This is a genomic window from Neisseria sp. HMSC075C10 (assembly GCF_001815615.1).
In the GTDB taxonomy this organism is placed as follows: Bacteria; Pseudomonadota; Gammaproteobacteria; order Burkholderiales; family Neisseriaceae; genus Neisseria; species Neisseria subflava_A.
The window spans coordinates 85723-104418 of the sequence record NZ_KV821262.1 but is presented as its reverse complement, the minus strand read 5'-3'; the positions used below and the strand labels follow the sequence as shown (position 1 = coordinate 104418).

The window sequence follows — 18696 nt, the reverse complement described above, 5'->3', positions numbered from 1 at the left end:
ACCGGTTTGTCCCGATTCTTATTAACCCACGATGGGTCTTCATTCGCCGGATAAGCAGTTTTCTTGCTGCTTATCCGGTTTTCATTTCATTTTTAAAAAACAATTTACAATTTGTTTACACTACATCAAATTACAAATATACTGTCGCCTATTAGGCCGTCTGAACGTACGGCTGAAAAGAAAAACCAATCATGTTTCAGAGGAATACATCATGGACTTAAACGCCAAGGATAAGACTCAGCATCCTGAGAACGTCGAGCTTCTCAGTGCGCAGAAGCCGATTACCGACTTTAAAGGACTGCTGACGACCATTATCTCTGCTGTTGTCTGCTTCGGCATTTATTACATCCTTCCCTACAGCCCCGATGCCAATAAAGGTATCGCGCTGTTGCTTTTTGTTGCGGCACTTTGGTTTACCGAAGCCGTACACATTACCGTTACCGCGCTGATGATCCCTATCCTTGCCGTTGTACTCGGCTTCCCAGATATGGACATCAAAAAAGCGATGGCTGGTTTCTCCGACCCGACGATTTATATCTTCTTCGGCGGCTTCGCGCTTGCAACCGCCCTGCACATGCAACGTCTCGACCGTAAAATCGCCGTCAGCCTGTTGCGCTTGTCCCGCGGCAATATGAAAGTTGCCGTGTTGATGCTGTTTGCCGTTACCGCTTTCCTGTCTATGTGGATCAGTAACACTGCGACTGCCGCGATGATGTTGCCTTTGGCAATGGGCATGATGAGCCACCTCGACCAAGAAAAAGAACGCAAAACCTACGTCTTCGTCCTGCTTGGCATCGCCTACTGCGCCAGTATCGGCGGCTTGGGCACCGTGGTTGGCTCTCCGCCGAACATGATTGCCGCCAAAGCGCTGAACTTGGACTTCGTCGGCTGGATGAAGCTCGGCCTGCCGATGATGCTGTTGATTCTGCCGCTGATGCTGTTCTCCATGTACGTCATCCTCAAACCTAATTTGAACGAGCGCGTGGAAGTTAAAGCCGAATCTATCCCTTGGACTTTGCACCGCGTTATCGCGTTGTTGATTTTCTTGGCCGCAGCCATCGCTTGGGTATTCAGCTCCAAAATCAAAGCTGCATTCGGCATTTCCAACCCCGATACCGTTATCGCGCTGATTGCCGCCGTTGCCGTCGTCGTATTCGGCGTGGCGCAATGGAAAGAAGTTGCCCGCAATACCGACTGGGGTGTATTGATGCTCTTCGGTGGCGGTATCAGCTTGAGCGCATTGCTGCAATCTTCCGGCGCATCTGAAGCTCTGGGTCAGCAAGTTGCTTCCACGTTCTCCCATTCTCCTGCATTGCTGGTGATTTTCGTGGTTGCCGCCTTCATCATCTTCCTGACCGAGTTCACCAGTAACACGGCTTCCGCCGCCTTGCTTGTACCTATTTTCGCCAGCATCGCCGCACAAATGGGTCTGCCCGAACAAGTCTTGGTATTCGTCATCGGCATTGGCGCATCTTGTGCCTTCATGCTGCCGGTTGCCACGCCGCCTAACGCGATTGTGTTCGGTACAGGCTTGATTAAGCAACGCGAAATGATGAACGTTGGCTTATTGCTGAACGTCCTCTGTATCGTATTGGTTGCGCTGTGGGCTTATTTCGTCCTGATGCCGTAAACCCGTAAAACCATATCCCAGGCCGTCTGAAAGAATATTTTTCAGACGGCCTTGAAGTTTGTCGTTCAGACACAATTTAACGAATGATTCAAAACCGGATTCTAACGAAAGGAAACCCATGATTATCCTGCACACCAACAAAGGCGATATCAAAATCGAACTCGATTTCGACAAAGCCCCCGTTACAGCTAAAAACTTCGAGCAATACGTTAAAGACGGCTTCTACGACGGCGTAATCTTCCACCGCGTCATCAAAGGCTTCATGATTCAAGGCGGCGGCATGGATGAAAACATGAACGAAAAAGAAACCCGCGATCCGATTCAAAACGAAGCGTCCAACGGTTTGCCTAACGAAAAATACACCATCGCCATGGCGCGTACTTCCGATCCTCATTCTGCCAGCGCGCAATTCTTCATCAACACTGCCGACAACGCTTTCCTGAACTTCCGTTCTAAAGAGCTGTACGGCAAAACCGTAGTCCAAGACTGGGGCTATGCCGTATTCGGTAAAGTCGTTGACGGTTTTGACGTTGTCGATGCCATCGAAGGCGTTTCTACCAAACGTCACGGCTACCACGACGACGTACCGAGCGAACCAGTCATCATCACTAAAGCCGAAGTGGTTTAATTGATTTGATTTCCCATAAAAACAGCCTGTCCGAATTAAAACCGGATAGGCTGTTTTTCAATAATGACGCATACCGTCACACATCATAAGTACCGACCACGCATGCCGAATCCAAGACATGACCCTGCATGGCAAAATGCAGCTCATTAAAGCGGAAACCGCGCGGTAAATCCAAAACAGTATCCAGCGCGTACACAATCAGTTCATAACGATGGCGGTTGTTCGGTGGTGCCATACCGCCGTAAAAAGAAGCCTCTTCAATTTCAAATTTACCCAACGCACTCGCCCAAGTGTTCGCGCCCTGTGTGAAATCTGTTGCAGAAATACTTTCATTTTCTGCCACGGAAGTGCGTTTCAAATCCGAAATCAACCAATGCGTCCATACGAAGCCGGATGCTGAAATGGCATCTTTGTCTTCCAGCACCACGGCAAACGATTTTGTTCCTTCAGGCGCATCTTCAATCTCAAAAGGAATCGAATAAGAAGGCATACCGCTCGGGCTGAACTGGCTGCCGCGCTTGCCGTATTTGTCTTCAAATTCGCCGTTGACAATAGCTTTACTGCTGACTTTCATCTTATATCTCCCAATAGTAGGTTTGTTCATTCTAACAAACACCAAGGCCGTCTGAAAGATACTGCCGTTTTCACTTTCCCGATGCCGCATTTTCAGGCGGCCTCAAGCAATATTCACAATTCGATCAAACACATTTGACATTCCATAGTATAATCCGCCGCATGAAAATTACACAGGATACGCATTATGGATTGGAAAGGTCGTGAACAAAGCCAAAACGTCGAAGATCGCCGCGGAAGCCGTGGCGGCGGCAGCGGTAAAACGCCGGGCATACTCGGCATTATCGTGGTTTTGATCGGCGCATATTACGGCGTGGATTTGAGCGGTTTGGTTGGCGGCTCATCTTCGATGGGCATTCCTACCCAGCAAGCTTCCCGACTCGACAGCCAACAAGAAGCCGAGTTGAAAGAACTGTCCCGTGTCGTCCTTGCTAATACCGAAAAAACATGGAGTAAATATTTCCAGCAACACGGCCAACACTACACACCGACAACCATGGTGTTGTATGAAGGCAGTACGTCCACCGCCTGCGGTACGGGCCAATCTGCCATGGGCCCGTTTTACTGTCCGGGCGACCAAAGAGTTTATTTGGATTTGAGTTTCTACGAAGACATGCGCACCAAGCTCGAATCCGCCAGCGATGCCGCGTTTGCCTACGTTATTGCCCATGAAGTCGGCCATCACGTTCAAAACCTGCTCGGCATTCTGCCTAAAATCCACAAAATGCAACAGCAAGTCGGCAAAAAAGAGGCCAATGCCCTTTCCGTCAAACTCGAATTGCAGGCCGACTGCTTCGCCGGTATTTGGGGACACTACGCCATCAACAACAATATCTTCAAAACAGAAGACATTCAAAAAGCGATGCTTGCCGCCGAATCCGTCGGCGACGACCGCTTGCAGAAACAGGCGCAGGGCTATGTCGTTCCCGACAGCTTTACCCATGGCTCGTCCGAAGAACGCATGACTTGGCTCAAGCGCGGTTTGGAAAGCGGCGACATCAACCAGTGCAACACTTTCAACAATTGATTCGTCCAAACAACACTGTTCTTTGATGTAACGACAAAAGGCCGTCTGATTTTTTCAGACGGCCTTTTAGCCGTGTTAGAATAAACCCCATTATTTCCACTTAAATTTAAAGGAAATCCACATGGCAAATATCGCCCGCGACATTTTCAAAGCCTACGATATCCGAGGCATCGTCGGCAAAACCCTGACCGACGAAGCTGCCTACTTAATCGGTAAAGCTATTGCTACCAAAGCCTCCGAAAAAGGCATTACCCGCATCGCACTCGGTCGCGACGGCCGTTTGAGCGGTCCCGGCCTGATGGCGCAGATTCAACGCGGTTTTACAGACAGCGGCATCGACGTCCTCAATGTCGGCATGGTTGCCACCCCTATGCTCTACTTCGCAGCCATCAACGAATGCGGCGGCAGCGGCGTAATGATTACCGGCAGCCACAATCCGCCCGATTACAACGGTTTCAAAATGATGCTCGGCGGCGACACGCTCGCAGGCGAAGCCATTCAAGAACTTTTAGCCATTGTTGAGAAAGACGGTTTTGTTGCCGCCGATAAACAAGGCAGCGTAACCGAAAAAGACATCTCCGGCGAATACCACAACAACATCGTCGGCCACATCAAGCTCAAACGCCCGATGAAAATCGTGATTGACGCGGGCAACGGTGTCGGTGGCGCATTTGCAGGCAAGCTCTACAAAGGCTTGGGCAACGAAGTGACCGAACTTTTCTGCGAAGTGGATGGCAATTTCCCTAATCACCACCCTGATCCTTCCAAACCGAAAAACCTGCAAGACCTCACCGTCGAGCTTAAAAACAGCGATGCCGAAATCGGCTTGGCATTTGACGGCGATGCCGACCGCTTGGGCGTAGTCACCAAAGACGGCAACATCATCTATCCAGACCGCCAACTGATGCTTTTCGCTCAAGACGTGTTGAGCCGCAATCCTAAAGCCAAAGTGATTTTCGACGTCAAATCCACCCGTCTGCTTGCGCCTTGGATTAAAGAACACGGCGGTGATCCTGTCATGGAGAAAACCGGCCACAGCTTCATCAAATCCACCATGAAAAAAACCGGTGCACTGGTTGCCGGAGAAATGAGCGGCCACGTTTTCTTTAAAGAACGCTGGTACGGCTTCGACGACGGTATGTATGCCGGCGCACGCCTCTTGGAAATCCTGTCTGCCTTCGACAATCCGTCCGAAGTGTTGAACAAGCTGCCGCAAAGCATTTCCACTCCGGAACTCAACATCGACCTGCCCGAAGGCAGCAACGGCCACAAAGTGATTGAAGAGCTGGCTGCCAATGCCAAGTTTGAAGGTGTGACCGAAATCATCACCATCGACGGCTTGCGCGTTGAATTCCCTGACGGCTTCGGCCTGATGCGTGCTTCCAATACCACGCCGATTTTGGTATTGCGTTTTGAAGCGGATACGCAAGAAGCGATTGAGCGTATTCAAAACCAATTCAAAGCAGTCATTGAAAGCAATCCTGCATTGAAATGGCCGCTATAAGGGTTTAGGCTAAAACAAAAGGCCGTCTGAAAATCATTTCAGACGGCCTTTAATATTAAACATTGATTATTTAAAGTTTGGAAACCAAGAATATCCCGGCTTAGTTATCCGACTTGCGCCAACTGTTGACGCATTTCATCAATAACGGCTTTGTAATCCGGTTTGCCAAAAATCGCCGAGCCGGCAACAAACGTATCCGCACCTGCCGCCGCAATTTCAGCAATATTGTCTGTCTTCACGCCGCCATCGACTTCCAATGCGATATGGCGGCCGCTTTGCCGTTCATACTCATCCAACATCTCGCGCACTTTGCGGATTTTCCCCAGCGTATTCGGAATAAAACTTTGTCCGCCAAAGCCCGGGTTGACCGACATCAGCAACACCATATCCAGTTTATCCAAAACGTTTTCCAGAATATTGACCGGCGTAGCAGGATTCAATACCAAACCAGCCTGACAGCCGTATTCTTTAATCAAACCCAAGCTGCGGTCGACATGGCGGCTGGCTTCGGGATGGAAAGTAATGATATTGGCACCGGCTTTGGCAAACGCATGAATCAAATCGTCCACCGGCTCAACCATCAAATGCACATCGACCGGCATGGTTGCATACGGTTTCAAAGCCGCGCAAACCATAGGGCCGAAAGTCAGATTCGGTACATAATGGTTGTCCATCACGTCAAAATGAATCAAATCCGCACCGGCGCGGATAACTTCGCCAACCTCTTCGCCCAAGCGGGCAAAATCGGCAGACAAAATACTGGGGGCAATACGGTAGTCGGTCATGTTTATTCTCCTAAAGTGTGTTCCTTTGTCATTATCGCATTTTTAACCCTATGTTGTATGCTGCCGACAACATCTCTGCCGTCATTTTTATGAATTTACATTTCATATACATTAATGAAACTTATAATCACATAGTAAGGCTTTGAAAATAAATTATTAGATTACATACATGTGCAAAAAAATCTAACATCATTAACAAAAGTTAACTGCATTGATACTGCCTTTCACACGCTTATCGGTTATATTTCCAAACCTGATGAAACATTAGGAAAACACCGTGTCTGTTGCACTTTCCCGCTATCCGACTTTTATTTTCTTAGCACTTGCCCTACTCTGTTCCAGTCTGCCTGCACACGCCAGTCCGTTTCTGGCCACTTTGGACGACTTCCACCCGAATTGCGACATCCGACAGCTTAATTTATCCGCCGATCAACACGCCGCCCTGCGCCGCCTGCGTACCGACTTCAAACAAATCAACGATAAAGCCTACCGCAAAACCGTACGCTCCGACCGCAACCGCCGTCAAACCATTATCAAAATCCTCTCCGGCGACTCATTCGACTCAAACGCCGCCCGCGACTATGTTGAAAGCCGCTACCTCTCCAGCATGGACTATGCAGTGGATGAAATGGAAATCCAATACCGCCTCTATCATCTGCTCAATCCGCGCCAACGCCAGCAGTGGTTGTCTTCATGTTTACGCTGATGGATAAATAAAAATACAAAAAGGCCGTCTGAAACCATATTCAGACGGCCTTTACTTTTTCAGCCTTAATCCAGCACTCTTTCTTCCGGCAAGCGTCCTGCCCAGTCGCAGGCAAACTGCCATGCCGAGCGGCCCGAACGGCTGCCGCGCATTTGCGCCCATTGCAACGCGGCTTGGCGCGCCGTATCGTCAAAAGGCACATTGAAATCTTCCAACCAGTTGGCTACGGCGGTCAAATAATCGTTTTGGTCGAAAGGATAAAAACTCAGCCATAAGCCAAAGCGGTCGGAAAGAGAGATTTTCTCCTCGACGGCCTCTTTCTGATGGATTTCACCGCGAGTGCCCGTAGTACCGCCGTTTTCATCCATGTATTCAGGAATTAAATGACGACGGTTGGAAGTGGCATAAACCAAAACATTGGTGCAACGTTGCGACAGTCCGCCGTCTAAAGCAGTTTTCAAGGCTTTATAGGTTTCATCGCCGGTTTCAAACGACAAATCATCGCAGAAAACGATAAATTTCTCAGGACGATCGGACAACAGCGTCAATAAAGCCGGCAAGCTAATCAAATCGCTCTTATCCACTTCAATCAAACGCAAACCGCGCTCGGCGTATTCGTGCAACAACGCTTTAACTAAGGAGGATTTGCCTGTACCGCGTGCGCCGGTCATCAAGACATTATTTGCCGGACGGCCTGCCAAAAATTGATCGGTATTGCGTTTCAGCCTGTCGGTTTGCGAACCGACTGCCGCCAATCTGCTCAAAGGAAACGTATGCGGACGCGGCAGGCTTTCCAAAATGCCTTTTTTGCCCACGCTGTGCCAACGGTAGGCCAAAGCGCGCCAGTCGGTTTTACCGGCTTCGTCAGGCAGGATTAAATCCAGACGGTTTAAAACGGAATTCGCTTTTTTCAAAAAATTGGATAATTTCATTTCGGCTTTCTTTTTTTCAGACGGCCTTTTGTGCCAATACACGCATCACGGTATCGACAACGGCTTGGGTTTGCGGATCGATTTCAATATTGATGAGATCGCCTTCTTTGCGGCTGCCAAACAGGGTACGCTCCAAAGTCTCCGGAATCAGGTGTACGCAAAATTCGCTGTCGCTGACTTCGCCTATGGTCAGGCTGCAACCGTCCAAACCGACAAAGCCTTTGGTCAGGATGTAGGGCTTGAGGTTTTCCGGCAGCTCAAACCAAACTGTGCGGTTGAACTCGCTTGATTCAATTCGGGAAATTCGGGTAACCGCCATCACATGGCCGCTCATCACATGACCGCCGATTTCATCGCCAAATCGTGCCGCGCGTTCCAAATTGACACTGTCGCCGACTTTCAAGCTGCCGAGATTGGTTTTGCGTAAGGTTTCGTCCATCAAATCAAAGCTGACTTTGTTGCCGTCGATTCGGGTAATGGTCAGGCAGCAGCCATTGTTGGCGACAGAGGCGCCGGTTTGCAGATTGTCGGCGATTTCGGGGGGCAGCTCGACTGTGTGGGTACGAAAGTCGGGAGAAGGTTGGGCGATGTCTGTAATTTTGCCCATGCCTTGTACGATGCCTGTAAACATGATGTCTTCTTTCCGATGGTACGATAAGGCGGATATTGTAGCATTTTCCAGGCACAAAGGCCGTCTGAAAGCGGTGATGGCGATGGTTTGGGGTATAATCGGATTTTTATTTCCGCAGCCCGATCATGCTCAGCTACCGCCACGCCTTCCATGCCGGCAACCATGCCGATATGCTCAAGCACTTTACCCTCTTCCTCATCCTCGAATATTTCAACCGCAAAGACAAGCCTTATTGGTATATCGATACGCACAGCGGTGCCGGTTTGTATGATTTGAGCGGCGATGAAGCGCAAAAAGTCGGTGAATACAAACAAGGCATTGCGCTCTTGGAACAAGCTGACAAGCTGCCTTCCGAATTGGCTGAATTTGTAGGCCGTCTGAAACAAATACTGCCGCAAGACAACCTTTACTGCGGCTCGCCTTGGCTGGCACAGGCGCTCACGCGCGACAGCGACAAAATGCGCCTCTTTGAGCTGCATCCTGCCGATTTTGTCCATTTGCAAAACAATATGCGCGAAGTCCGTCCTGCGCGTAAAGTGCAGGTCAGCCAAGCGGACGGTTATCAAGGCCTGATTTCACTCTTGCCTCCTCCGCCCCGCCGTGCCGCCGTCTTGATTGATCCGCCCTACGAAGAAAAACAAGACTACCGCCGTGTCGTCCAAGTCTTGAAAGATGCCTTGAAACGCTTTGAAACCGGCTGCTACATGGTTTGGTATCCTTGCTTGAGCCGCGAAGAAAGCCGCAAACTGCCGGACGAACTCAAAAAAATCGCTCCCGACAATTATCTGCACGCCGAGCTTCATGTCCATACGCCGCGCAGCGACGGCTTCGGTATGCACGGCAGCGGCATGTTCGTCATCAATCCGCCCTACATGCTTGCCGAACAGTTGCAAAACAATCTGCCCGAACTTTCCAAAATTTTGGCGCAAGATGCAGGCGCGCATTATGTATTGGAAAGTAAAACGAAATAAACGCCGTCGTCTGAACGCATACCCAAGCGCTTCGATTTTGCCACCATACCTGTTCAGACGGCCTTAACCCTTTATACTTAAGCCTTTTTCCACTACAATTCACAACATAACAATTAACGGCCGTCCACTCATGAATATACGCACACCCCTAGCCTGCACGCTCCTGCTTTGCGCGTGCAGCGAATCCGCAAAAAACGAATTTAAAGAAGAATTTACCCAAAGTTTCCGCACCGAATTTGTCCGCTCGGCAACCGAAGCCTGCGTAGAAAAAGCTTCCGGAAAAAGCCCGTTTGATTCCGCGACCACTGAAAAAATCTGCCGCTGTATCGGTGAAAAAACAGTTGATAAAATCAGCCCCGAAGAAGCAACCTCACTTTTGGGCGGCAGCAACACCATGAGCGACGAGCTAAAAAAACGCATCAAAGACACCAGCATCGCCTGCACTAAAGAAGTTTTAGGCATGGCCGACAGCAAAACCAAATGAACACGCCGTTTTCAGACGGTCTGAAATTGAAAAATACCCGATTCAAACTTAGGAAAAGAGTGAAACCATGAAGACACTGAACCAATTCTTAGCCCAACACCTGCCCGAACACAAACTGCCGCAAGAGCTGGCCAGCATACTGGAATCCGTAGCCGCCGCCTGTTTGGACATCAACGCCAAAGTCCGCCTCGGCGCGCTTTCCGGCGTTTTGGGTATGGCAGGTACTGGCAACATCCAAGGCGAAGACCAAAAGAAACTTGACGTTATCGCCAACAACATCATGATTGATGTTTTAAAAGCCAATGCCAACATCGCAGGCCTTGCCAGCGAAGAAGAAGACACCTACGTCGCCACACAAGAAAACGGCGGCTATTTGGTATTGTTTGACCCGTTAGACGGCTCTTCCAATATCGACGTCAACATCTCCGTCGGCACCATCTTCTCCATTTTGGCGAAACCTGAAGGCGCATTGACTACCGAATCCTTCCTACAAAAAGGCCGCGACCAAGTAGCCGCTGGTTATGTTTTATACGGTCCGCAAACCCAACTGGTACTGACTGTCGGTCACGGCGTATTCGTCTTCACTCTGGACGATGCCAACCAATTCCTGCTGACCAAAGAAAATCCGCGTGTTCCAGAATCCACTAAAGAATTCGCCATCAATATGTCTAACCAAAGACATTGGTTCACCCCTGTTCAACAATACATTGACGAATTGCTGGCAGGCGAAACCGGCGTACGCGGCAAAAACTACAATATGCGCTGGGTTGCCAGCATGGTTGCCGAAATTCACCGCATCCTGATGCGCGGCGGCGTATTTATGTATCCGCAAGACAAACGCGACCCATCCAAACCGGGCAAACTGCGCCTGATGTACGAAGCCAACCCGATGAGCCTGCTTATGGAACAAGCCGGCGGCGCATCAAACGACGCCATCGAAGCCATGCTCGACATCCAACCTACCGGCCTGCACCAACGTGTTGCCGTATTCATGGGCAGCCGAGAAGAAGTAGAATACGTTTATAATCTGCATCAAAAATAATCAGATGTATTGATTTCAAACTAAAAAAGGCCGTCTGTAATATGATTTTCAGACGGCCTTTTGTTAAAAAATAAAAGAAACGAAAAATCAAAAGGGCAGATTCAAATCCGCCCTTTGTTGTTTTCCATCTAATTTTTATTGGATTACGCCGAACGAGCCAGCTCTTCCGCCGCTTGTTGCACCCTATCCGGTGTCAGCTTGTTCAAACAATCCGTATGCCCTAATGGACATTCGCGTTTGAAACAAGGCGAGCAATCCAAATTCAAACTGACGATTTTTGCCTTTTGGCTTAGAGGCGGCGTATGGTCAGGGCTGGATGAGCCGTAAACCGCAACCAATTTTCGATCAAGCGCGGCCGCAAGGTGCATCAGACCGCTGTCGTTGCACACAACCGTATCGGCGCAAGACAACAAATCAATCGCCTCCGAAAGATTGGTTTTGCCGCAAAGATTGGTACACAGGCCGTCTGAAAGCCGGTTGATTTCATCTGCAATATCAAAATCTTTTTGCGAACCAAACAGCCAAACCTGCCAACCTTCAGCCAAATATCGGTGGCCGAGTTCGGCAAAATGACGCGCAGGCCAACGCTTGGCCGGGCCATATTCCGCACCGGGACAAAATGCCAAAATCGGTTTATCCGTCGCTAAACCATGTTTTGCCAAAGCGGCTTGACGGTTTTCGGAATCAATCTTAAAACACGGATTATCGGAATGCCCGTTAAAATCCGCTTGGGTCGGATGCGCCAGCGCAGTATAGCGGTCGACCATCAGAGGCAACGCAGCCTTATCCAACTTGCGGATATCGTTCAACAAAAAATAGCGCGACTCACCGACGTAGCCCGTACGCTGCTTAATGCCCGTAGCCAAGGCAATGATGGCGGATTTGAGCGAACCGGGCAAAACAATTACTTGATCATAGCCTTCTTTTCCCAATTCACGCCCGATACGCCAGCGTTTTTTCAATTCCAACGCACCATGTCCAAACGGATTTTCCATCACACGGTTGATTTCAGGCATACGCTCAAATACGGCCATCGACCATTTGGGTGCAAAAGCATCAATGGTGCAGCCGGGATGCAGCTCATGCAAACGACGATAAAGCGGTTGGGTCATGACACAGTCGCCAATCCAGCTTGGGGTAATAATCAGGATTTTTTTGGACATAATGGAATGTGTTTTTAATTTTAGCTTATTGTAATACGATTTTTAAAAGGCCATCTGAAACTCGGTTTAATCGCTCAGTTCAAAACGTACTAGTTGATACATGTCATTTCAACAGATGCACTCTGGTTTGAGCGCGTGAAGCGTTTGTCTCCCCAATTATTCTGCAAATACCACGCCCCAAATACTAAGCATAACGGCGGCAAGCAATATTTGCTTCATTTTTAAAACCTTATAAAAACAGAAAGGCCGTCTGAAATATTTTCAGACGACCTTTTTATACTCGTTTAACGATGGTAGTTAGGCGCTTCTTTAGTGATTTGTACGTCGTGAACGTGGGATTCGCTCATACCGGCAGAAGTGATTTCCACAAATTCTGCTTTCTCGTGCATTTCAGCAATATTGGCGCAACCCAAATAACCCATGCTGGAGCGCAGGCCGCCGGTCAGCTGGTGGATGATGTTCACAATCGGGCCTTTATAAGGAACGCGGCCTTCGATGCCTTCAGGAACATATTTGTCTGTGCTGTCGGTTTTGTCTTGGAAGTAGCGGTCGGCAGAACCTTGGCTCATCGCACCCAACGAACCCATGCCGCGGTAAGACTTGTAAGAGCGGCCTTGGTAGAGTTCGATTTCGCCCGGTGCTTCTTCCGTACCGGCAAACATACCGCCGAGCATGACGCTATATGCACCTGCTGCCAGAGCTTTGGCAATATCGCCGGAGAAGCGGATACCGCCGTCGGCAATCAGGGGAACGCCTGTACCTTTCAGGGCTTCGGAAACATTGTGAATCGCAGTCAGTTGAGGCACGCCCACGCCTGCCACGATACGGGTCGTACAAATCGAACCCGGGCCGATACCGACTTTAACAGCATCCGCACCGGCAGCCACCAAATCCAAAGCGGCTTTAGCAGTAGCAATGTTACCGCCGATGACTTGGATGTGCGGATAGGTTTCTTTTACCCAGCGCACGCGATCGATAACGCCTTGACTATGACCGTGGGCAGTATCGACCACAATTACGTCCACGCCTGCTTCCACCAATGCTTTAACGCGCTCCTCGGTATCTCCGCCGGTACCCACCGCGGCACCGACGCGCAGACGGCCTTCGGCATCTTTGTTGGCATTAGGGAATTCGGTTGTTTTCAGAATATCTTTAACTGTAATCAGACCTTTGAGTTCGTCTTGGTCGTTCAACACCAAAACGCGCTCAACTTTGTGCGCATGCATGATTTCGCGGGCTTCATCAATGCTGGTACCTTCAGGTACGGTAACCAAACGGTCGCGGGGAGTCATGATGGCAGAAACCGGCAGATCGACACGGTTTTCAAAACGCAGGTCGCGGTTGGTCACGATACCGACCACTTTGCCGTTTTCAACAACAGGCAGACCGGACATTTTGCGTTTGCGTTGTGCGCGCATTTCCAAAACTTCGCGGATCAATGCGGTCGGTGCAACGGTAACGGGATCTTTCACCACGCCGCTCTCATGGCGCTTCACTTTGGAAACGGCACGCGCTTGCAACTCCGGCGTCATGTTTTTATGGATAATGCCGATGCCGCCTTCTTGAGCCATAGAGATGGCTAGACGCGCTTCAGTAACGGTATCCATTGCAGCAGAAAGTAGAGGGAGGTTGAGCGTGATATCGCGGGTGAGTTTGGTTTGAAGTTTGACATCTCGAGGCAGCACGTTTGAGTGCGCTGGAACCAACAAAACGTCGTCGAAAGTATAGGCTTTTTCTACAATACGCATGATGCTCGGTCTTTCAGTTTGTGCAAGATGCACGGCATTATATCACACCGGCTTGATGCTAACATTGGCAATACACGTTTTAACGTTATTTTTTTACATGATTTGATCTGCAGTACAAAAATATGCCAACGCATTGCAGTTTCAAGTAAAATAGGTTGGATGAGAACATCATTTACATAAGGGAAACCCATGAAATCTTCCGTACTCAAAACCTGTCTGACAGCAGCCCTTCTCTCTTCCGCCGCCCTGACCGGCGCGGCCGAGGTTTACACTTGGAAAGGCGCATCGGGCAACAGCTACTCCGATACGCCAAACCGTCTGCAACCGAAGCGTTCCGGCGTGGTCAACATCCGCACGCACAACGTCAAACCTGCCGTTGCGCCTGCTGTTGCGGCATCTGAGCCGGTTGCCGAGCAGCCCAACGAACAGGTTGCGGAACAAAACAAACAAATCGAAGAACGCAATAAAAAAATCGAAGAGCAAAACCGCCAAAACAAGCTGGAAAACTGCAAAATCGCCAAAATCAACCGCCAAGTCGCCGAAAGCGCACGCTTGGCCAATCGCGACAGCCTGATTAAGCAATACCAAAACGACGTCAATAAATACTGCAATTAAGCTCACGAATAACAATATCAAAAAGGCCGTCTGAAATTTAATTTCAGACGGCCTTATTTTTTTAGCCTATCAATAATACACCTGAACCAACAACAAACCGATGGCTAAACTGAATGCCATGCTCAACAGGCCCGGAATCATGAAGCTGTGGTTGAAGATAAATTTGCCGATTTTGGTCGAGCCGGTTGTATCGAAGTCGATAGCGGCAATAATCGGGCCGTAGTTCGGAATGAAGAAATAGCCGTTTACCGCAACGAATGTGCCGATAATGATGGGCGCAGGAATACCCAGTTTGATGGCGATTGGAAATAGCGTTGCCACTGTCGCGCCTTGGCTGTTGACCAATACCGACAAGACAAACAGGGCAAAGGCAAAGGTCCATGGTGCAGACTCAACCAAATGACTGACGGTCGATTCTACTTCTGTTAAGTGGCCGTTCATCAAGGTATCGCCCAACCAAGCCACGCCAAATACCGCAATCACGGCACGCATACCGGCATGGAATACCGAACCTCGGGTAATCGCATCGCCATTGGGTTTACACGTCAAAATAATCAGCGCAGAAGCAGACAACATCACGATTTCAATCGTATGCGCCATGCCCATAGGCTTGATCGCGCCATCGTGTTCAAAAGCCGGACGCAGCTCAGGCAGCGCACCCATTACCACCACCAGCAATGCCGCAGTCAAGAAAATACCGACCGACAATTTGGCTTTCGGCGAAATGGCAACATCGGTTTTTTGCTCTTCCACATCGATGTATTCTTTCACATAGTTCGGGTCTTTCAGCAAAGCCTGATAATGCGGATCGTCTTTCAACTCTTTGCCCAGTTTGTTTACGAGCACGCAAGCCAAACCGATACCCAAAATTGTGGACGGAACGGTCACTTTCAACACATCCGCCATTGTAATGTGTTGCGGCTCAAGCATAGTAACGCAGGCAACAACCGCGGCGGCAATCGGGCTGGCGACAATCGCAAATTGGGAAGCGATAACAGCCATCGTCAGCGGACGGGAAGGACGGATGCCATTGCGACGGCTGACTTCGGCAATCACGGGTAAAACCGAGTAAGCCACATGGCCCGTACCTGCCAACACGGTAAAGGTATAAGTCACCGCCGGCGCGATAAAGGTGATGTATTTCGGATTGCGGTGCAACACGCGCGTGGCAATCTTAATCATATAGTCCAAACCGCCACTGGCCTGCATGGCCGCCGCGGCAGAAACTACTGCCATAATCATCAGCATCACATCAATCGGCGGGCTGGTCGGTTGAAGATGGAAACCAAAAGACAATACGGCCAAGCCGATACCGCCAAGCACGCCCAAACCAATACCACCAACCTGCGCACCAATCAGGATACACAGCAGCACAACGGCAAACTGGATAAAAAACATAGTTGACATAACAACTCCCAAAATCCGGCTTTGACCGAAATAAAATTACAAACGGTTGGATTATAGAGTAAACCCTCTTCCATAACCATACTTTACCTAATTATACATACTGATCTATATTAAATAAATAATATTCTCATTTAACCGCTAGGTTTTTAAAAACACAAAAAAGGCCGTCTGAAGATTTTCAGACGGCCTCTATGATTTAAAAAGATGATAAGGCTATTTTCCGGCTACTTCTTCATCTTTTACAAAATCCGATACGCCATGAACACAGCGGATTTTACGTTCTGACAAAGTCGCCTCCAACAAGGCATCGTTTTGCGGCAATGAATCGCGTTCTGCCTCATTGTGCCAGAGGTGGTACGCAATGCCGGCAAATTTCAAATTATGGCGCTTCATTCCGTTATGATAGCAACGGGCGACAAATTCGCTGTCCTCCCTGCCCCAGCCGACAAAGCTATTGTCAAACCCGTTGACGGCAAGCGCATCGCTGCGGAAAAATCCCATATTACAGGTTTTGATGCCTTTGTGTTTGCGGTTGCCTTTTCGGCCTGCCAATTTGGCCAAACAACGGCAGCGCAGGGCGGAAAGCCGTTTTTCTATCCCCGAGCTGAACATGGACAAGGCAGGCAAATCGCCTTCGTTCAAAATATCCTGCGTTTTATCCTCAGTCAAAATCACGCGGGAACCCTGTATCAGACGTCCTTTGCGGGCAATCTTCAAATGATCGGCGATAAAAGACGGATCCAAGACCATATCGCCGTCAATCAACACAATATAATCGCTTTTCGCCTGCGCCAGCGCACGGTTGCGCGATTCGGCAGCACGAAAGCCTCTATCCGGCTGCCATGAATGTTTGACCGGAATACTTGCCCTGCGGCGGATAAAATCAACCACTTCGGCGGTTTCCTGCCTTGAGCCGTCATCCGCGACAATAATCTCATCCGGCAGACGGGTTTGCGCTAAAGCCGATTTCAACACCAGCTCCAGAGCATCAGGACGATTATAGGTAGTGATGATGAGGGAGACGGTTATCGCGCGGTTGCGCTCATAGAGTTTGACATATTTGTAATACGAACCTTGCGCGTTGGACACCGAAATCGTCAGCCCGTCCGCCCCATAGGCAAAACCGCGTTTGAGCAGGTAATTTTTCACAAACGATACGCCGCCATGCAGCAAAGCCTTAAACGGCGAACTGTCTTTCTTGAAGCGGTTTTCTTCCGCATACAACGAGCTGTATTGCTGCATTTTTTGAATCAGCCCTTCGGCGTTTTCAAAAGAATAATGTTTCAGACGGCCATCGAGTTGTTTAACCTTGGCTTCCTGCGGCAACACCAAAGACTCATGCACCTGACGGTCGGAAAAACGGGTAAATCTACGATGGTAAAGGCGCGGAATAATATCCGGATACCAACCGCAGCCTTTAATCAAGCGGCCGTGGTAATGGTTCAGACGGGAAAGCGAAAAGATATGTTCCTTCTCATTTTCCAAAACGGCCGCACGAATGGCTTCGATTAAAGCCTCATCCGCCACTTCATCGCTGTCTATGCTGAAAATCCAATCGTTTTGCGCCAGTCTGGCCGCCAGATTTTTCATCGGGCCAAACCCGATAAAGTCATGCTTGTAATAGCTGACATTGGGAAAGTCCTTGGCAATTTCAAAAGTACGGTCGGTCGAGCCGTTGTCCAACAACAGGACTTCGTCAAAGTCTTTCAGCGCACTCAAAACTTCTGAAAGATAACGTTCTGAATTTTTTACCAACATGGCGGCGGTTGCCGGAATTGTGTGCATCATAAAAAGGCCGTCTGAAAAAGGAAGCTGTATTTTAACCGATATACCGCTACAATATGTCCTCCTTTTTTCAGACGGCCTGACTCATGCAGCTTATTCTTGCCCCCATGCAGGGGCTGGTGGACGATGTGATGCGCGACCTGTTGACGCGTATCGGCGGATTTGACGAATGTGTCAGCGAATTTGTCCGCATTACGCACACGGTCCACTCACGCGCCACTTGGCTTAAATATGTTCCCGAAATCGCCCATGCCAACCGCACGCCGGCCGGCACGCCCTGTACTGTCCAGCTTTTGGGCAGTGATGCGGAAAACATGGCCTTCAATGCTTTGGAAGCCGTGCGTTTCGGTGCGGACAAAATCGACCTCAACTTCGGCTGCCCCGCGCCGACGGTCAACAAACACAAAGGCGGCGCGGTCTTGCTCAAAGAGCCGGACTTGATTTACCACATCGTCCGCACCCTGCGCCAACGCCTGCCGCAACACATTCCGCTGACTGCCAAGATGCGGCTCGGTTATGAAGACAAAAGTCTGGCATTGGAATGCGCTTCTGCGATTGAAAACGGCGGCGCCTGCGCGTTGACCGTCCATGCGCGCACCAAAGTCGAAGGCTACGAACCGCCGGCACATTGGGAATGGGTGCGCAAAATCCGCGATGCAGTCAATATTCCCGTTACTGCCAACGGCGATGTGTTCAGCCTTCAAGACTATCTCGACATTAAAACCGTCAGCGGCTGCGACAGCGTGATGCTCGGGCGCGGCGCGGTTATCCGTCCTGACTTGGCACGGCAAATCAAGCAATATGAAAACGGCAAAACAGTGAAAGACACTGACTTTGCCGAAGTCTCCTCATGGATAGTCCAGTTCTTCGACTTATGCCTTGCCAAAGAGGCCAACAACAAATATCCGGTTGCCCGTTTGAAACAATGGCTGGGCATGATGAAAAAAGAGTTTGAACAGGCGCAGATATTGTTCGACCGTATCCGCGCCGTCAAAGAAGCGGACGAAGTAAAACAGATTCTGCTGTCGTTTGAACAAGAGATGCATTCATGATTCTAAAAGGCCG

The 18696-nt window shown here is 49.6% G+C and carries 18 protein-coding genes; 10 read left to right on the top strand and 8 right to left on the bottom strand.

From position 1 onward, the window contains the following. The first annotated feature begins 211 nt into the window (after positions 1–211). Together HMPREF3047_RS06070 and HMPREF3047_RS06065 are read left to right on the top strand one after the other, a co-directional pair. A complete protein-coding gene (locus HMPREF3047_RS06070; protein WP_070712625.1) occupies positions 212–1630 on the top strand; it encodes an SLC13 family permease in 1419 nt (472 codons plus the stop codon). A gap of 118 nt (positions 1631–1748) precedes the next feature. Next, positions 1749–2258, top strand: a complete 510-nt coding sequence (locus tag HMPREF3047_RS06065; protein ID WP_004519830.1) for a peptidylprolyl isomerase — start codon at positions 1749–1751, stop codon at positions 2256–2258. A 76-nt stretch (positions 2259–2334) separates the two neighbouring features. On the opposite strand, the gene HMPREF3047_RS06060 is transcribed toward HMPREF3047_RS06065, so the two are convergent. Beyond that, positions 2335–2832 (bottom strand): YbhB/YbcL family Raf kinase inhibitor-like protein, encoded by a 498-nt coding sequence (locus HMPREF3047_RS06060; RefSeq protein WP_002232090.1) that lies wholly within the window; start codon positions 2830–2832, stop codon positions 2335–2337. Positions 2833–3018: 186 nt separating this feature from the next. Between HMPREF3047_RS06060 and HMPREF3047_RS06055 the strand changes: the two genes are divergently transcribed. After that, on the top strand, positions 3019–3858 hold the full coding sequence (locus tag HMPREF3047_RS06055) for a KPN_02809 family neutral zinc metallopeptidase (protein WP_070583383.1): 840 nt from the start codon (positions 3019–3021) through the stop codon (positions 3856–3858). 121 nt (positions 3859–3979) lie between these two features. Continuing rightward, positions 3980–5362, top strand: a complete 1383-nt coding sequence (locus HMPREF3047_RS06050; protein ID WP_070583382.1) for a phosphomannomutase/phosphoglucomutase — start codon at positions 3980–3982, stop codon at positions 5360–5362. A gap of 104 nt (positions 5363–5466) precedes the next feature. On the opposite strand, the gene rpe is transcribed toward HMPREF3047_RS06050, so the two are convergent. Beyond that, positions 5467–6147 (bottom strand): ribulose-phosphate 3-epimerase, encoded by a 681-nt coding sequence (gene rpe, locus HMPREF3047_RS06045; protein ID WP_070583379.1) that lies wholly within the window; start codon positions 6145–6147, stop codon positions 5467–5469. Positions 6148–6424: 277 nt separating this feature from the next. Between rpe and HMPREF3047_RS06040 the strand changes: the two genes are divergently transcribed. Beyond that, positions 6425–6853, top strand: coding sequence for a Spy/CpxP family protein refolding chaperone (locus HMPREF3047_RS06040; RefSeq protein WP_070712623.1), 429 nt, complete (start codon positions 6425–6427; stop codon positions 6851–6853). A 65-nt stretch (positions 6854–6918) separates the two neighbouring features. Here the strand turns inward: HMPREF3047_RS06040 and HMPREF3047_RS06035 are convergent, their stop codons facing one another. Both HMPREF3047_RS06035 and HMPREF3047_RS06030 read right to left on the bottom strand, forming a co-directional pair. Then, the gene (locus tag HMPREF3047_RS06035) at positions 6919–7785 is read right to left on the bottom strand and encodes an ATP-binding protein (RefSeq protein ID WP_070712621.1); all 867 of its coding nucleotides are present in this window, start codon (positions 7783–7785) and stop codon (positions 6919–6921) included. A gap of 16 nt (positions 7786–7801) precedes the next feature. Then, on the bottom strand, positions 7802–8416 hold the full coding sequence (locus HMPREF3047_RS06030) for a riboflavin synthase (protein ID WP_003683409.1): 615 nt from the start codon (positions 8414–8416) through the stop codon (positions 7802–7804). Between the two features lie 125 nt (positions 8417–8541). On the opposite strand from HMPREF3047_RS06030, the gene rlmJ reads away from it, so the two are divergent. From rlmJ to HMPREF3047_RS06015, 3 genes are all read left to right on the top strand, one after another. After that, positions 8542–9387: a 23S rRNA (adenine(2030)-N(6))-methyltransferase RlmJ gene (gene rlmJ, locus HMPREF3047_RS06025; protein WP_070712619.1), complete on the top strand. Its 846-nt coding sequence runs from the start codon at positions 8542–8544 to the stop codon at positions 9385–9387. A gap of 130 nt (positions 9388–9517) precedes the next feature. Beyond that, positions 9518–9871 (top strand): CSN8/SAC3 domain-containing protein, encoded by a 354-nt coding sequence (locus HMPREF3047_RS06020; RefSeq protein WP_070712616.1) that lies wholly within the window; start codon positions 9518–9520, stop codon positions 9869–9871. 67 nt (positions 9872–9938) lie between these two features. Further along, positions 9939–10913 (top strand): class 1 fructose-bisphosphatase, encoded by a 975-nt coding sequence (locus HMPREF3047_RS06015; RefSeq protein WP_070712614.1) that lies wholly within the window; start codon positions 9939–9941, stop codon positions 10911–10913. 143 nt (positions 10914–11056) lie between these two features. Here HMPREF3047_RS06015 and waaF read toward each other — a convergent pair whose 3' ends face one another. Together waaF and guaB are read right to left on the bottom strand one after the other, a co-directional pair. Continuing rightward, the gene (waaF, locus tag HMPREF3047_RS06010; protein WP_070712612.1) at positions 11057–12076 is read right to left on the bottom strand and encodes a lipopolysaccharide heptosyltransferase II; all 1020 of its coding nucleotides are present in this window, start codon (positions 12074–12076) and stop codon (positions 11057–11059) included. A gap of 284 nt (positions 12077–12360) precedes the next feature. After that, a complete protein-coding gene (gene guaB, locus HMPREF3047_RS06005) occupies positions 12361–13824 on the bottom strand; it encodes an IMP dehydrogenase (RefSeq protein ID WP_003678893.1) in 1464 nt (487 codons plus the stop codon). Between the two features lie 189 nt (positions 13825–14013). Between guaB and HMPREF3047_RS06000 the strand changes: the two genes are divergently transcribed. Continuing rightward, the gene (locus HMPREF3047_RS06000) at positions 14014–14439 is read left to right on the top strand and encodes a DUF4124 domain-containing protein (RefSeq protein WP_070712610.1); all 426 of its coding nucleotides are present in this window, start codon (positions 14014–14016) and stop codon (positions 14437–14439) included. A gap of 69 nt (positions 14440–14508) precedes the next feature. Here HMPREF3047_RS06000 and HMPREF3047_RS05995 read toward each other — a convergent pair whose 3' ends face one another. Together HMPREF3047_RS05995 and HMPREF3047_RS05990 are read right to left on the bottom strand one after the other, a co-directional pair. Further along, positions 14509–15837: an anaerobic C4-dicarboxylate transporter family protein gene (locus HMPREF3047_RS05995; RefSeq protein ID WP_070712608.1), complete on the bottom strand. Its 1329-nt coding sequence runs from the start codon at positions 15835–15837 to the stop codon at positions 14509–14511. Positions 15838–16059: 222 nt separating this feature from the next. Then, positions 16060–17634: a glycosyltransferase family 2 protein gene (locus tag HMPREF3047_RS05990; protein WP_070712606.1), complete on the bottom strand. Its 1575-nt coding sequence runs from the start codon at positions 17632–17634 to the stop codon at positions 16060–16062. Positions 17635–17717: 83 nt separating this feature from the next. Here HMPREF3047_RS05990 and HMPREF3047_RS05985 point away from each other — a divergent pair, with 83 nt between their 5' ends. Further along, positions 17718–18683, top strand: coding sequence for a tRNA dihydrouridine synthase (locus tag HMPREF3047_RS05985; RefSeq protein WP_070712603.1), 966 nt, complete (start codon positions 17718–17720; stop codon positions 18681–18683). The last annotated feature ends 13 nt before the right edge of the window (positions 18684–18696 follow it).

Excerpts from the sequence above, each read along its gene's own strand:
- rlmJ (WP_070712619.1), top strand. The coding sequence starts at position 8,542 with ATGCTCAGCTACCGCCACGCCTTCCATGCCGGCAACCATGCCGATATG.
- guaB (WP_003678893.1), bottom strand. The coding sequence starts at position 13,824 with ATGCGTATTGTAGAAAAAGCCTATACTTTCGACGACGTTTTGTTGGTT.
- HMPREF3047_RS06050 (WP_070583382.1), top strand. The coding sequence starts at position 3,980 with ATGGCAAATATCGCCCGCGACATTTTCAAAGCCTACGATATCCGAGGC.
- HMPREF3047_RS06055 (WP_070583383.1), top strand. The coding sequence starts at position 3,019 with ATGGATTGGAAAGGTCGTGAACAAAGCCAAAACGTCGAAGATCGCCGC.
- HMPREF3047_RS06035 (WP_070712621.1), bottom strand. The coding sequence starts at position 7,785 with ATGAAATTATCCAATTTTTTGAAAAAAGCGAATTCCGTTTTAAACCGT.
- waaF (WP_070712612.1), bottom strand. The coding sequence starts at position 12,076 with ATGTCCAAAAAAATCCTGATTATTACCCCAAGCTGGATTGGCGACTGT.
- rpe (WP_070583379.1), bottom strand. The coding sequence starts at position 6,147 with ATGACCGACTACCGTATTGCCCCCAGTATTTTGTCTGCCGATTTTGCC.
- HMPREF3047_RS05985 (WP_070712603.1), top strand. The coding sequence starts at position 17,718 with ATGCAGCTTATTCTTGCCCCCATGCAGGGGCTGGTGGACGATGTGATG.
- HMPREF3047_RS05990 (WP_070712606.1), bottom strand. The coding sequence starts at position 17,634 with ATGATGCACACAATTCCGGCAACCGCCGCCATGTTGGTAAAAAATTCA.
- HMPREF3047_RS05995 (WP_070712608.1), bottom strand. The coding sequence starts at position 15,837 with ATGTTTTTTATCCAGTTTGCCGTTGTGCTGCTGTGTATCCTGATTGGT.
- HMPREF3047_RS06000 (WP_070712610.1), top strand. The coding sequence starts at position 14,014 with ATGAAATCTTCCGTACTCAAAACCTGTCTGACAGCAGCCCTTCTCTCT.
- HMPREF3047_RS06060 (WP_002232090.1), bottom strand. The coding sequence starts at position 2,832 with ATGAAAGTCAGCAGTAAAGCTATTGTCAACGGCGAATTTGAAGACAAA.
- HMPREF3047_RS06015 (WP_070712614.1), top strand. The coding sequence starts at position 9,939 with ATGAAGACACTGAACCAATTCTTAGCCCAACACCTGCCCGAACACAAA.
- HMPREF3047_RS06030 (WP_003683409.1), bottom strand. The coding sequence starts at position 8,416 with ATGTTTACAGGCATCGTACAAGGCATGGGCAAAATTACAGACATCGCC.
- HMPREF3047_RS06070 (WP_070712625.1), top strand. The coding sequence starts at position 212 with ATGGACTTAAACGCCAAGGATAAGACTCAGCATCCTGAGAACGTCGAG.
- HMPREF3047_RS06020 (WP_070712616.1), top strand. The coding sequence starts at position 9,518 with ATGAATATACGCACACCCCTAGCCTGCACGCTCCTGCTTTGCGCGTGC.
- HMPREF3047_RS06065 (WP_004519830.1), top strand. The coding sequence starts at position 1,749 with ATGATTATCCTGCACACCAACAAAGGCGATATCAAAATCGAACTCGAT.